Source organism: Clostridiales bacterium, assembly GCA_017569285.1.
Taxonomy (GTDB): Bacteria; Bacillota; Clostridia; order Christensenellales; family Aristaeellaceae; genus Aristaeella.
Genome location: CP069419.1, coordinates 862,074 through 876,393 on the forward strand (window position 1 = coordinate 862,074; position 14,320 = coordinate 876,393).

A 14,320-nucleotide genomic window follows, 5' to 3' on the forward strand; every position below is an offset into this window, starting at 1 on the left:
CGGAAATGAAAACTGCCCGGAGGCATCTGCCTCCGGGCATCCTCTTTTTTTATGACAGCTGCAGCTGGTACAGCTTCTTGTAGATTCCATCCAGGGCCAGCAGCTCCTGATGGGTGCCGGTCTCGCGGATCCGTCCGTGGTGCATCACGATAATCCGGTCGCAGTGCTGGATGGTGGAAAGCCGGTGCGCCACCATGATGCTGGTGCGCCCCTTCATCAGGCGGGTCACCGCCTCCTGGATCCACTGCTCCGTTTCCGTGTCGATGTTCGCGGTGGCCTCATCCAGAATCAGGATTGCCGGGTCATAGGCCAGCGTCCGGGCAAAGGAAAGCAGCTGTCGCTGCCCGGCAGAATAGGTCGCGCCGCGCTCGGTCACCCGGGTGGCATATCCGTCCGGCAGGCGGTCGATAAACCGGGCGGCATTGACTTCCTTCGCTGCTTCCCGGATTGCCTCATCCGATATGGTTTCATCCCGCAGGCGGATATTCGAAGCGATATCCCCGGTAAACAGGAATACATCCTGCTGTACCTGGCCGACCGCCCGGCGGATCTGTTCCCGGCTCATCTTCCGGATGTCCGTGTCGTCGATCCGGATGGTGCCTTTCTGGATATCATAATACCGGCCGATCAGGTTCAGGATGGAGCTTTTTCCCGCGCCGGTTGCGCCGACAAACGCGACGGACTGGCCGGGTTCAATCGTGAAGCTGACGTCCTTCAGTACCCAGTCGTCTTCCTTTCCGCTGTAGGAGAACCACACATGGTCGAAGGTGATCTTTCCCCGAATCTCCGGAAGGATCACCGGATGATCTTCTTCCGCAATAGCCGGTTTGGTATCCAGCAAGGTAAAGATTTTCTCGGAAGCGGAGATTGCGCTCTGCAGGCTTGTAAACTGCTCCGCCAGTTCCTGGATTGGCTGGTAGAAAGAGTTGATATACTGCAGGAAGATGTATAGCGTACCAATGGTAATGGTCCCGCCGAGCACCTCCGCCCCGCCGGTCACCATGATGATCATCAGGGCGATCACACTCAGCAGGATAATGCCCGGGCGGAATACTGCAAACACCATCATCTCGCGGAAGCTGGCCTTGTAAAGGCTGTCATTCTTCTCTTCAAACTCACGGTATTTGCGTTCCTCCCGGCCGAAGACACGGATAATCTTCATTCCGCTCAGGTGCTCGGACAGGAAGGTGTTCAGTGCCGCCAGCCGGGTGCGCATCAGGCGGTAGGTCCGCCGGCTGATCAGCCGGAATACCAGCGTCATCACCGCCACCACCGGTACCAGCACAAAGCTGTACAGTGCCATGCGCGGGTTCATCGCAATCATGATCACGGCCAGGCCGATCATCTTCACCACGTTCCGGAAAAGTTTCACCAGGATGTTCGAGAACACCTCGTTGATCGCTTCCACGTCATTGGTCAGCCGGGTCACGATCTTTCCGACCGGTGTGGTGTCGAAAAACCGCATGGTCAGCTTCTCCACATGGGTGAACAGTTCATTCCGGATGTCGTAGATGATATCCTGCCCCATTTTCTGCAGCATCAGTGTCTGGATCCGGGTGAACGCAAACAGGAGCAGCACAACGCCCAGGTACAGCGCACCCGCTTTCAGCACACCGCTGTAGCGTTCCTCCGCCTGTTCCCCGGCTTCCCACTGTTCCCGGCCTTCCACCAGGAGAACTTCGCTCTTTTCCCCGGTGATATAGCGGTCAATGGCGTCGCCGATAATGATCGGCTTGACCAGCTCAAGGCCCGTCAGTGCCAGCACCAGCACCAGGCAGATGACAAAGGTCCGTCGGTACGGCTTCAGATACTTCAGCAGCCGTTTCATGGGGTTGCCTTCATAGTGGATATCCTGCTGTTCCTCGTCATTCACCCGCAGCAGTGAGGCAAACCGTTCCTTCAGGGAACGCTTTTCCGTACTCATACCGTCTCACCTCCCGCCGTTTCCACTTCCGGGAGGTCCGGATGGTCTTCCTGCAGCTGTTTCTCCAGCTGCTGCTTGTCATAGATGGACCGGTACAGCCCGCCGCGCGCCATCAGTTCGTCGTGCGTGCCATATTCCGCCGGTTTCCCGTCCTCCAGCACCAGGATATGGTCCGCGTGCTGGATCGTGGAAATCCGGTGGGCGATAATCAGGGTTGTCTTTCCCCGGCGTGCTTCCTTCAGCCGGGTCAGGATCCGTTCTTCCGTATCCGTATCCACGGCGCTCAGCGAATCATCCAGGATCAGGACAGGTGCGTTCTTCATCAGCGCCCGCGCAATCGAAATCCGCTGCTTCTGGCCGCCGGACACCGTCACGCCGCGCTCGCCGAGCAGGGTCTGGTACTTGTCCGGAAACTCCATGATATTCTCATGGACGTCCGCAGCCTTCGCGGCTTCCATTGTCTCCGCTTCGGTGGCGGCTTCCACGCCGAAAGCGATATTGTTATGGATTGTATCGCTGAACAGGAAGGAATCCTGCGGTACATAGGCAATGTCCCGGTGCAGCACCTGCAGCGGAATTTTCCGCAGCGGATGTCCGTCCACCCGGATCATGTCCGGATCTTCGGTATCCCACAGCCGCTCCAGCAGGTTCATCATTGTGGTTTTTCCGCATCCGGTCCGGCCGATCACGGCCAGTGTTTCCCCGGCGGGAACATGCACCGATACATGCTCCAGCGCCGGATGATCCTCCGGCGCGCCGGGATACCGGAAGGTCAGATCCCGGAATTCAATGTCGCCCTTCAGGGATGTGACCGCGGGGTCTCCCTCATCCACGATCTCCGGCTTTTCATCCAGGATGGAGCTGATCCGCCGCAGGGATGCCAGTCCCTGGCTCAGGCCGGAAATGCTTTCTCCCACGGCGATCATCGGCCAGATCAGCATGGTGACATAGCTGTTGAACGCCACAAACTGCCCGATGGTAATCTCGCCGAATATGGCCAGCCGCCCGCCATACACCAGCGTCAGCAGCAGGGAAATCCCGACAATCAGGTCCAGCAGCGGCAGGACCAGCGCCATCAGCCTGACCACATTCAGGTTTTTCTCCCGGCTGTTGTCGTTGGCTTTGGCAAAAGCGGCAAGTTCCTTCCGTTCCTGTACAAATCCCTTGATCACCCGAATACCGGAGATCGCTTCCTGCACCTGGTCCGTCAGGCCGGAAAATGCTTCCTGCCGGGCCAGGAACCGCCGGTGCATCTGTTTTCCGAACCATATATTCCCGAAGATGATCACAATCAGCGGAATCACTGCCACCAGTGTCAGCTTGATACTCACAAACCGGATCATGTTCATCAGCACCAGTATGAGCATCACGGTCGCGTCAAAGGTTGTAACCATCGTCCCGCCCAGCAGCCCGCGGATCGCGCCCAGGTCGTTCGTAAACCGGGCCATCAGGTCGCCGGTCTTATGCTCGTTGTACCAGGACATGGACATGTTTTCCAGGTGGCTGAACAGCCGGCCCCGCAGGTCCCGCTCAGTCATCCGGGCACTTCCGAACAGGAAAAAGCGCCACAAAAAACGCCCGATGTTAATCGCTGCGCCCATGCCAAGCAGGCGTATGGCAATGCCCCATACGCCGCCCATGTCAAGGGTTCCGGCGGTCAGCCCGTCCGTCAGTTCCCCGCTCAGGAGAGGAACATTGGCGTTTACCTGGTCCACCAGGAAAAGCGCCGCCAGACCGAGGATATACCGCCACCAGTATTTCCCGACATAATGGAATGCCAGTTTCAGTTCACGAGCCATATTGTCTCCTTCCGTGTTGGAACGATAGTCTATCCTTTTGCTTCCATATTGTCAAGATACTTCCGCCGGTGGCCTTATGCGTGTCCCTTTCATTGCCATTCTTCCCCATATATGATAAAATAATTAGGATATGTATCAATTAAAGGAGGCTGCTATGCGCAGACCATTTGCCCTGTTACTGCTGATCATCCTGCTCTGCCCCGTCACCGGCCTGGCCGGCAGTGATGACTTCCTGCTGGGGGTAAAACCCGCCCCGTCGGATATCACCCCGGCTTACCGCAGCGAATACCGCCCGAGCCACGAAAACTGCTACTGGTGCACCCCCATGAACCTCGATGATGAAGAGGCTGTCTGGGGTATGCTCACCGCGCCGGTCACCGTTTTGGACATCAACATGAACAAACAGACTGTCCTGTATGCCGAGCCGGATGAATCCGGAGAAGCCATCGGCATGGTCACCGGGCAGAGCCAGGCGCTTCACGTCCTGGAACAGTATGACAACGGCTGGTCCCTGGTGGAAACCTACTCCACCAGTTTCCACGACAGCAAGGTGAAAAACTTCAACGCCTTTGTCACCGGATATATCCAGACCAAAAAGCTCAAGCAGGTCAAAGTCAACCAGAACTACGGCATCATCATTGACAAGCTGACCCAGCGCCTGTACCTGTTCAAAGACGGACATCTGGAGACTTCCTTGGCCGTTTCCACCGGCCTGTACAACAGCAAACAGCCCTACAACGAAACCCGTTCCGGCGAATACCTGATCATCTACACCAAAACCGGCGCCCTCATTGACGGGAACATGCACTGCGACTATGCGCTGAAGTTCAACGCCGCCGATTACCTGCATGAGGTTCCGTACATCACAAATGCCGACGGCACCAAAAACTACAAGCCCTATGAGCCGAAGCTGGGCTCCCGTGCCAGCCACGGATGCATCCGTACCCAGAAGAACAAAAACGCCGACGGATACAGCATGAAGATCCTCGCGGACCTCATCAAAAAGCGGAAGGATACCAACTGTGTCAAAATGGTCATCTGGGAGGATTATGAAGGCCGTGAGGTCATGATTCCGGATGATGATACCCCGCTGTACTACAACCCCAACGGCGGAAGTATGTATCATTCGGTGGCCGACTGTGCCAGCGTAAAAAAGAAATTCCTGCCGCTCACGCAGTTCACCTACGGCGAACTGGATGAATCCCCTTATTCAAAGCTGACCATCTGCCCCTACTGCATGCCCACACCCCGGAAGGCGGACCTGGAAGCCATCAACCAGGAGCATCAGGATTCCTCTCCCGGCGATGTCATGTCCTATCACAATAAGTAAGTACCACCGGACCATAAGGGAGGAAATGCCATGAAGAACCTGAGCAACCGTGGAAAACTGCTGATCGCCTTTGCGCTGATCGTGGTCATCGCCGTTGCGGCGATTATTGCCGGAAATCTCAACCGCCGCGATAACGGGCCTGCCGCGCTGACACCTCCGGTAAACGTGACAGTCTCCATGAGGCTGAACGAGCAGGGAATCAATGACCTGCTTCCGCAGAACGCGGATCTTGCAGACGAATCCTTCCGCAAAACCTTCAATGCCGTCACCGCCCTGGTCAACAACGCAACCATCGGGATCACCGTGGACGATAACGCCGGCCGGATGGATCTGCGGCTGAAGGACCAGGATATCCTCTATGTTGCCATGAAACTGACGGACGATGCCATGCGCATGAAAACCGATTTCTTCCCGGAGGATTCCGTGATCCTCATGACAAAGGAAGACATGAATTATACCGGTGAAATGCCTTCTTTCCCGTCCGCCGCCGCCGAGGATATACAGCTCTTCCGGGAAGCACAGGACCAGTTCAGCAGGGACTTGCGGGCCCACCTGAAGGAAAAGTGCGGTGATGAGGAAAAAGGCTCCTGGGAGTTCGAAGGCAAAACCTTCACTTCCCGCCGTCCGGTCAGCCTCACGCTGAAGGAACTGCTGACCCTGGTCCTCAGCGACTACCGGGATATGCTCCAGGCTGAAAAGCTGGCTTCCTATTACAAAAAAGCAGGTCTTGAAAACCCCGGCGAAACAATCGGCAAATACATCGAACAGGTTTCCGCCACTCCCGATGAGAAATTCCCTGAAATGACCCTGTATATCAGTGAAGCCGGCAATGACATATACTGTGCAGCCGACCTAGCTGACAGGGATGCTTCCGGGCATATTGACTGCGGAATGGTCGGCACCGTCATTGCAGGACACGGCACCATTTCCGGCGAAGCGAACACGCAGTTCGACCTGACGGCGAACAACCGCGGTTATAATTACGACCTGGCCGCGTCCATCGATGCGCCTGCCGGCAGAAGCGGTTCCGGCGAACGGATGGTCATCGGCCTGAAAGCTGCCGGCACCACGGAAAAAACCGGCGAAGGAAAAGGTACCATTTCAGTGAGCGCTTCCGGCAGTGAGCTGTTTGCCGCGGATTACACCATCGGAAAAGGCGAAAAGATCACCCTCGACTTTGACGGGGAAAACCAGCGGGTGATCACCATCAGCGACCTGAACAACTCCGGCCGCACCGAGGAGGGCAAGAAACTGTCCATGGAAATCGCTTCCGGCGTCCTGCGCATCTTCCAGCGGATTTCCGCCGCGATGCCCGATGAAGTGAACCAGCTGATGACCCTGATGACCCTGGTACAGTGATTTTCCCTTGCCCTTCCCTTCCGGATTTGTTATAATACCGGAAGTTACGGATCTGAATACTGTATGATTGGAGATGTCCCCCATGCGTAAAAAAACCCTGCTGGCTGTGCTGCTTGCAATGGTCCTGGTTCTTTCCGGATGTTCGACCATCATTGTAAAGGATCAGGCGGTTGAAGACGCCACCCCGATCCTGACCCTGGGCGACGAAGTAATCACCCGGAAGGATGTAATCAACACCCGGGATAACGTGCTGCTCAATCAGTATTATATGTATGCGTCCTACGGTATCGATCCCGCCCAGCTCGGGTTTGATATCAGCAATCCGGACACGATTGCCGCGGCGCAGGAATACGCGGTGACCGCCCTGAAGAACGACATGGTTCTCCGTGCCAAGGCAAAGGAACTCGGCCTGGATACGCTGACCGACGAAGAAAATGCCAAACTGCAGGAAGAACTCGACAAGCGGGTCAGTAGTGACCGTGCGCAAGTGAAGGCCGAGCTTTTTGCCGATACCGAGCTCGAGGGCGATGCGCTGGAAGAAGCCATCACCGCAAAGATGGATGAACTCGGCCGGACAACGGAATATTACACCGAGCTGATCTCCGCTGAAATCAAGGATACCAAGATCAAGGATTACATCTGCAAGGATGTCACCGTCACAGATGACGAAGTCAAGGCGGATTTCGACAGCAAAGTTGCGGCGGACCAGGAAAAGTACGCGGAAAATGCCGGTTCCTACGCCACCGCCGCAAACGGCTCCACCACCCTGTACTGGACGCCTGCCGGTGTACGCCGTGTGAAGCAGATCCTCATCAAGTTCAAGGACGAGGACAGCAAAGCCATTTCCGATGCCCAGGCCAAAGTAACCTCCGCCAACGGCAGTATCGAAGCGGCCCAGCTGGTCGTGGATGATGAAGCGGCCGATACGGAAGCCAAAGAAGCTGCAAAGACCAGCCTTGAAACCGCAAAAGCGGAGCTCGAAGCCGCCCAGGCGGAACTGGATGCCGCGAAGAAGGCCGCCTACACCAATATCGACGCGGATGCGGACGCCGTGGTGGAAGCCCTGGCCAACGGAGAAGACTGGGCCAAGCTGGCTGAGGAGAAAAACGAAGATCCCGGCATGAAGTCCGGTGCCCCCAATGCCGAGCGCGGCTACGCAGTGGCTGCCGGAATGACCAACTTTGACGCCGCCTTTGTGGATGCCGCCCTGGCCCTGGAAAAGGTCGGCGATGTCTCCGGCAAAGTCGCGAGCGATGCCTATGGCTACTATATCATCAAGTATGAATCCGATGTACCGGAAGGCGCCATTGCGCTGGATTCCGTCAAGGATTCCATCCATGACGCGCTTCTGTCCTCCGCGCAGGACCAGGTTTACGACACCACCGTTGCCGAATGGGTCGAAGCCGCCGGCGTAAAGGAAAACCTCGGAGGCCTGAACTGAGCAATTCAGACTCTCAGACCGGAGGGACATCGGATGATGTCCCTCCGGTTTTTTCGTTATTGCGCATGTTTTGATTAATTTGGGTCTTTTAATGTATTTGCCTTGTTTTACCCCGGAATTCCCATTATAATACCCTCGTGCTTTTTCAGGCACGCTTTGTATAGGAATGGAGGTACTTCCCCATGGCGCTGACGATTTCCCATCGCTGTCTCAACATCGCTCCCTCCCTGACGCTGCAGATCGATTCCCGGGCCAAGGAAATGAAAGCTTCCGGCCTCAACGTGATCGGCTTCGGCGCCGGCGAGCCGGACTTCCCTACACCCCCGCACATCTGCGAGGCTGCGAAGGAAGCGCTGGACCTGGGCATGACCCGTTATACGCCGGTTCCCGGTACCATGGAACTGCGCATGGCCATCACCCGGAAAATGGAGCGGGACCACGGGCTCACCTACTCTCCGCAGGAGATCCTGGTCTCCAATGGCGCCAAACATTCCCTTTTCACGATTTTCCAGACGATTCTCGACCCCGGTGATGAAGTCCTGATCCCGACGCCCTGCTGGGTTTCCTATCCGGAGCTTGTCCGCATGGCCGGTGGTGTTCCGGTCTTCATCCCCACCAATGAAGAGAACCGTTTTATCCCCAGCAACAGGGATATCGCGTCCAAGGTTTCCCGCCGGACAAAGGCGATCATCATCACCTCTCCCTCCAACCCGAACGGTTCTGTCTGGACCCGGGAGCAGCTGGAGTATGTGGGCAACCTCGCTGTCACGCATCCGTTCTACATCGTCTCCGACGAGATATATGAGAAACTGCTCTATGACGGACGCCAGCACCTGTCCATCGCCCAGCTCGGCGAACAGATCAAGGCGCAGACGTTCATCGTCAACGGCGTTTCCAAGGCCTACGCAATGACCGGCTGGCGAATCGGTTACTGCGCCGCTCCCCGGCAGGAAATCGCCGCCATGAGCGCCTTCCAGTCCCAGGCAACCAGCAACGCCAACTCCATCGCCCAGCACGCAGCCGCTGTTGCCCTCGATGGAGACCAGACCTGCGTGGAGGAAATGCGCCAGCAGTTCGAAATCCGGCGCAACGTCATGGTGGACCGCATCAACGGCATTGAGGGCATCAGCTGCCTGAAGCCGGAGGGCGCCTTCTACGTGATGATGAACATCCGCAATCTGATCGGCCGCACCTATCACGGCCGTGTCCTGGAAGATTCCATGGATTTTGCGGAAATGCTTCTCGCGGAAAAACATGTCGCCGTTGTCCCCGGTATCGCCTTTGAGGCGGAAGGCTTCTGCCGCCTGTCCTATGCGATTTCCACCGAAAAGATCAACGAAGGCCTTGACCGGGTCGCCGCCTTCATCGATGAACTGAAGTAACCACGCGCAGTCAGGAGAAAACAAATGCTGAAGTTTGACCAGACCACCAACCTGCTTATGCAGGCCAAATACCATTACGACCTGCAGGATGTCGCGGAGCCGAACCTTTACCGGGAGATCTATGACTACGAGCATGTCCCGAAGGTTGCTTTCAACATGCGCCATGTGCCCATGCAGATGCCCGATGAGATCTGGATGACGGATACCACTTTCCGGGATGGCCAGCAGTCCGTCTCCCCCTTCACACCGGAACAGATCCTTCACCTTTTCAAGCTCATGAGCCGCCTGGGCGGCCCCAACGGCATGGTCCGCCAGAGCGAGTTCTTCCTTTATACGGAAAACGACCAGAAGGCCCTGCGCCTCTGCCAGGATGCCGGCCTCCCCTTCCCGGAGATCACCACCTGGATTCGCGCCAATGAAAAGGACTTCGAGCTCGTCAAGAACGCGAATGTGGAGGAAACCGGCGTGCTGGTTTCCTGCAGCGATTATCACATTTTCAACAAGATGCACCTCACCCGTTCCCAGGCGATGGACAAATACCTGGGCATCGTGAAGTCTGCCCTCAGCTACGGCATTCGCCCGCGCTGCCACTTTGAGGACATCACCCGCGCGGATTTCTACGGTTTTGTGGTGCCCTTCGCCACCGAGCTCATGAAGCTCTCGCGGGAAAGTGGTATTCCGATCAAGATCCGCGCCTGCGATACCATGGGCTATGGCGTCAGTTATCCCGGCGCCGCCCTGCCCCGCAGCGTGCCCGGCATCATCTACGGCCTGCGCCACTATGCGGAAGTGCCTTCCGAGCAGCTCGAGTGGCACGGCCATAACGACTTCTACAAGGTCGTTTCCAATGCGGCAACCGCATGGCTTTACGGGTGCTCCAGCATCAACTGCAGCCTCCTGGGCATCGGGGAACGCACCGGCAACTGCCCGCTCGAAGCCATGGCAGTCGAATATGAATCCCTCCGCGGCGAGACGGCCGGTATGGACCTTACCGCCATCACCGAGATTGCGGATTACATGGAGCGCGAAATCGGCATCGAGATCAGCCCCCGCCAGCCCTTTGTCGGCCGTCACTTCAATGTCACGCGCGCCGGCATCCATGCCGACGGCATGCTGAAGGATGAGGAAATCTACAACATCTTCGATACCGCGAAGATCCTGAACCGGCCGGCATCTGTCGCCGTGGACAACCGGGGCGGCACCGCTTCCATCGCCCACTGGATCAACAACTACTTCCGCCTCAACGGCGACAATACCATCGAAAAAACCGATCCTCTCGTAGTCAACATGCGCCATATGGTCGATGACCTCTATGCCAACGGCCGCAACACCGTCATGGGTGATGAGGAACTGGAAATCATGGTTCGCCGCTGTGATGTGGACCGCTACGAACGCCTCCTGTTCCACAGGAGCAAATAACCGATTGTTCGGCCGGAATCCCCTGCCCGAAGGCAGGCGGTTCCGGCCGATACTTTTTTATATTCCGTTTTCAGCCGGTTAAAAAAAGATCCGGGGCATTAGCCCTGGATCTCTTCGATTAATTCAAGCACCCGTTCAGTCCCGTCCGCCGGAGGCGCGTTCTTCAGCGCTGCCTCCAGCTTCTCCCGGTCCGCCCATGTGTCCAGGATTGCTTTCACCAGCGTGTCCTTCGACATGTTTTCCTGCATCAGCACGTGGCAAAGACCGCGTTTTTCCAGGCTTTGCGCATTCAGGATCTGGTCGCCGCGGCTGGCGCCCTTCGGATACGGAATCAGCAGCATCGGCCGCCCCAGCGCCTGGAATTCGCACAGCGCGTTGGATCCGGCGCGGCTCAGCACCATATCGGTGCATGCCAGCGCGTCCGGCAGCTCTGCGTCCAGGAATTCCACCTGGCTGTATCCGGCTTTTCCTTCCAGTGCCGGATCCAGGTTTCCCCGGCCGCACACATGGAGGATATCAAACGTTCCGGTCAGGTCATCCAGTGCTTCCCGCAGGCATTTGTTCACGCTCTGCGCGCCGGAGGATCCGCCCATCATCATCATCACCGGCTTGCTTCCGTCAAACCCGGCTCGCTCCAGTCCCTTCGCCCGATCGCCGCGGAACAGCTCCGGCCGGAGCGGCGTCCCGGTCATTTCCGCTTTGGAACCCAGGGCTTCCGCGCATTCCGGAAAAGTGGTCGCGATCCGTTTTGCGAACGGCTTGCACAGTTTATTCGCCAGTCCGGGGGTCAGGTCGCTTTCATGGCACAGCACGGGGATCCGGTGGAGCCACGCCCCGAACACCACGGGCACCGCAACAAACCCGCCCTTGGAGAATACCACATCCGGCTTCAGCTTTCCCATCAGGTGGGCGCTCTGGAACGCCCCGGCGGCCACCCGGAACGGATCCGTGAAATTCTGCCAGGAAAAATACCGCCGCAGTTTTCCGCTCTTTACCGCGTGGTAGGTCACACCTTCCATGGAAGCCATTTTCCCGGCTTCCATGCCGTTCTCACTGCCCACGTAGTGGATTTCATATCCCTTTTCCAGCAGCCGGGGAATCAGCGTCAGGTGGGGCGTCACATGCCCCATGGTTCCTCCGCCGGTCAGTACAATCTTCTTCATCGGCAAACTGCCTCCTCGGAATACAGCCGACTCCGCGGCCGGTTATTCTCTGTCCGTATTATATGCCACATTCCGTTTCCGCGCAACGACCAGCCCTTTTCCTTGCCATTTCAGGCCGGTTATGCTATAATCCTCTCCGTTGCCGGAGTGGCGAAATGGCAGACGCGGCGGATTCAAAATCCGCTACCCTCAAAAGTGTGCGGGTTCGAGTCCCGCCTCCGGCACAGAAACGGCCTGCAGGTTTTCCTGCAGGCCGTTATTGTTGCCATCTTCTCGTTTTGATACCAGGCTTTTCTGTTCCGCATATAATACCGGCAGCAAACAAATGTGAAGTCTTATAACATAATCAAAACGGTTCAGGAAAGGCAGATTTATCCTTTTGTATTTTTTTCTGCTGATTTGTCTATCTGTATTGGAACAGATTCAGTTTTCGGTTATAATGGGTTGGTTTGCAATCCGGAGGGAGGACGTAATATGAAAAAGGGACTTATCTGTTTGCTTCTGATGCTGGCAATGGTGCTGGCTGCCGGCTGCGCGCTGGCCGGGGAAACCACAACGCTGCTGGTGTATATGTGCGGTACGGATCTGCAGGATGCCGGCTGCATGGACCTGGTGGAGATGGCGGAAGTGGAAGCCGGGGATGCGATCAATGTCGTGGTGCTGGCCGGCGGCGCGTCGGAATGGGATCTTGAAGACCTGAAAGGCAACACCCGGAACCTGGCAGTAATCCGGGACGGGTATTTTGAGGAACTGGAGCAATGGAAGCAGGCTTCCATGGGCAGCCCGGAAAGCCTGAAGGAATTTCTGGAATTCGGACTGACCGAATATCCGGCTGACCGCACGATTGTGATCCTGTGGGACCACGGTGCCGGTTCCGAGGGCGGCGTCTGCTTTGACGAAACTGCCAACGATGACGGGCTGACCATCGTGGAAATCAACGATGTCTTGAACAGCCTGAAGAAATCTGTTCCGGATTATCATATCAACATCTTCGGATGTGACGCATGCATGATGGCCACCTATGAAATGGCCGCGATGCTGTCCCACCACAGCATTGACTATTATGTCGCCAGCGAGGAGCTGGAGCCCGGTGAAGGCTGGTATTATACCGGCTGGCTGGAAATGCTGAAGGACGATCCGTCCGTATCGGATACGGATCTCTGCGCGGGCATTATCGACAGCTTTATGGACGCGGGCCTGAATAATGATCCGGATGACTACCTGACGCTCAGCGCGGTCGAGCTGTCCAAAGTGGGCGAGCTGGAAAGCTGCATGGAAAAGTTTGCCTCCGTCATGGCCGGGAAGGTTGCGGACGGCCACCTGTCCGATATCCGCCGCGGCCGGAGCCGGATGTATACCTTTGGTTCCTTTGCGGACGGAAGCTGGGATATGGTCGATCTCGGCGCTATGCTGGACGCCTACGCGCAGTTTGACGCGGATACCGCAGCTGAAGCGAAACGCTGCCTGTCAAAGGCGGTCGTGTACAGCGGCCAGACCGATAACCTGAGCACTTGTTCCGGCCTGTCTGTCCTGATTCCCCAGGACACTGCCGATGACTTTGGCGAATACAGCGACGGATTCAATCTCACCTCGGTCATCCCGAACTGGGTGGGTTTTGTCAACAGCTATGTGGATCAGCTGCAGGGTGGAAGTTGGCACTTCAACGCTTCCTCCGCCGGGCAGATCTCTTCCGGCATGGAATTCGATGACACCTTCTATTCCTGCGATTACTGGCCCTTCAGCTTCCTGATGTGGGATGATGAGGAAGAATGCTATCTGGAAGATTATGAAGCGCCGGAATACGCCATTTCGGATGAGGACGAGGGCTTCACCGCGGTTCTCCCGCAGGAGGACCTGGCCTATCTGGATTATGTGGAAGGCATGCTGCTCATGGACATGAGCGACGAGGAAATGGAATGCTATGTGGATTTCGGCCTCATGCAGAACAACCTGGTCGATTGGCAGTCTGGTACGGTAGTCAGCCTGTATGACGGTACCTGGCCGGTCTTCGGCGGTCAGCCGGTCCCGCTCTACGACCAGACAAGCAATGATCACAGCCGCCGGAGCCTGATCCCGGTCAAGCTCAACGGGGTTTATACCTACCTGGTGGTCGTCTTCCCCGCCGGCGGAACCGAAGGACGCATCATCGGTGCGAATGCCGGTTATGATGAAAACGGCCTTCCGATCCGTGAAACCACCCGCCTGAAGCCCGGTGATGAGATCATCCCCGTATACACCATGTATTACGAGGAAGACGGAAAAGAAGACCTGCAGGAGACTGAATTTGAAGGGGACAAGATCATCTGGCAGGAAGGCATAACCGTCACCTATGAAGACCTCAGCGATGAGACAGATGAGGCAACTCCGATGCTGTTCTGCTTCATCTACAATGATATTTTCGGTGAAAGCACCATGGGCGATATGATCGAATTTGAACTGTGATTTGCGGTATCATATAAAATCATTTAAATTGTTGGATTTTGCCCTTTTCCCCCTTGTCAAA

At 56.6% G+C, this 14,320-nt stretch carries 9 protein-coding genes and 1 tRNA gene; 7 read left to right on the forward strand and 3 right to left on the reverse strand.

The genetic code is table 11. The features are described from left to right. Positions 1-49 precede the first annotated feature (49 nt). Entirely contained in the window at positions 50-1,828 is a 1,779-nt protein-coding gene (locus tag JNO48_03735; GenBank protein ID QTE69674.1) for an ABC transporter ATP-binding protein, read from the reverse strand. A gap of 92 nt (positions 1,829-1,920) precedes the next feature. Beyond that, positions 1,921-3,723 (reverse strand): ABC transporter ATP-binding protein, encoded by a 1,803-nt coding sequence (locus JNO48_03740; protein QTE69032.1) that lies wholly within the window; start codon positions 3,721-3,723, stop codon positions 1,921-1,923. A 154-nt stretch (positions 3,724-3,877) separates the two neighbouring features. Here JNO48_03740 and JNO48_03745 point away from each other — a divergent pair, with 154 nt between their 5' ends. From JNO48_03745 to JNO48_03765, 5 genes are all read left to right on the forward strand, one after another. Beyond that, entirely contained in the window at positions 3,878-5,053 is a 1,176-nt protein-coding gene (locus JNO48_03745) for a L,D-transpeptidase (protein ID QTE69033.1), read from the forward strand. Positions 5,054-5,083: 30 nt separating this feature from the next. Further along, entirely contained in the window at positions 5,084-6,412 is a 1,329-nt protein-coding gene (locus tag JNO48_03750; GenBank protein QTE69034.1) for a hypothetical protein, read from the forward strand. A gap of 82 nt (positions 6,413-6,494) precedes the next feature. Beyond that, positions 6,495-7,853 carry a peptidylprolyl isomerase gene (locus tag JNO48_03755; GenBank protein QTE69035.1) on the forward strand — a complete coding sequence of 453 codons (1,359 nt, stop codon included), beginning with the start codon at positions 6,495-6,497 and terminating at the stop codon, positions 7,851-7,853. A 188-nt stretch (positions 7,854-8,041) separates the two neighbouring features. After that, a complete protein-coding gene (locus JNO48_03760; protein ID QTE69675.1) occupies positions 8,042-9,235 on the forward strand; it encodes a pyridoxal phosphate-dependent aminotransferase in 1,194 nt (397 codons plus the stop codon). Between the two features lie 24 nt (positions 9,236-9,259). Then, on the forward strand, positions 9,260-10,654 hold the full coding sequence (locus JNO48_03765; protein QTE69036.1) for a 2-isopropylmalate synthase: 1,395 nt from the start codon (positions 9,260-9,262) through the stop codon (positions 10,652-10,654). A gap of 98 nt (positions 10,655-10,752) precedes the next feature. Here JNO48_03765 and JNO48_03770 read toward each other — a convergent pair whose 3' ends face one another. Then, entirely contained in the window at positions 10,753-11,817 is a 1,065-nt protein-coding gene (locus tag JNO48_03770; protein ID QTE69037.1) for an undecaprenyldiphospho-muramoylpentapeptide beta-N-acetylglucosaminyltransferase, read from the reverse strand. A 141-nt stretch (positions 11,818-11,958) separates the two neighbouring features. Between JNO48_03770 and JNO48_03775 the strand changes: the two genes are divergently transcribed. Both JNO48_03775 and JNO48_03780 read left to right on the forward strand, forming a co-directional pair. Beyond that, positions 11,959-12,041: transfer RNA gene (locus tag JNO48_03775), tRNA-Leu, on the forward strand. Between the two features lie 250 nt (positions 12,042-12,291). Continuing rightward, a complete protein-coding gene (locus tag JNO48_03780; GenBank protein QTE69038.1) occupies positions 12,292-14,259 on the forward strand; it encodes a hypothetical protein in 1,968 nt (655 codons plus the stop codon). Positions 14,260-14,320 lie beyond the last annotated feature (61 nt).

Excerpts from the sequence above, each read along its gene's own strand:
- JNO48_03735 (QTE69674.1), bottom strand. The coding sequence starts at position 1,828 with ATGAAACGGCTGCTGAAGTATCTGAAGCCGTACCGACGGACCTTTGTC.
- JNO48_03740 (QTE69032.1), bottom strand. The coding sequence starts at position 3,723 with ATGGCTCGTGAACTGAAACTGGCATTCCATTATGTCGGGAAATACTGG.
- JNO48_03745 (QTE69033.1), top strand. The coding sequence starts at position 3,878 with ATGCGCAGACCATTTGCCCTGTTACTGCTGATCATCCTGCTCTGCCCC.
- JNO48_03750 (QTE69034.1), top strand. The coding sequence starts at position 5,084 with ATGAAGAACCTGAGCAACCGTGGAAAACTGCTGATCGCCTTTGCGCTG.
- JNO48_03755 (QTE69035.1), top strand. The coding sequence starts at position 6,495 with ATGCGTAAAAAAACCCTGCTGGCTGTGCTGCTTGCAATGGTCCTGGTT.
- JNO48_03765 (QTE69036.1), top strand. The coding sequence starts at position 9,260 with ATGCTGAAGTTTGACCAGACCACCAACCTGCTTATGCAGGCCAAATAC.
- JNO48_03770 (QTE69037.1), bottom strand. The coding sequence starts at position 11,817 with ATGAAGAAGATTGTACTGACCGGCGGAGGAACCATGGGGCATGTGACG.
- JNO48_03780 (QTE69038.1), top strand. The coding sequence starts at position 12,292 with ATGAAAAAGGGACTTATCTGTTTGCTTCTGATGCTGGCAATGGTGCTG.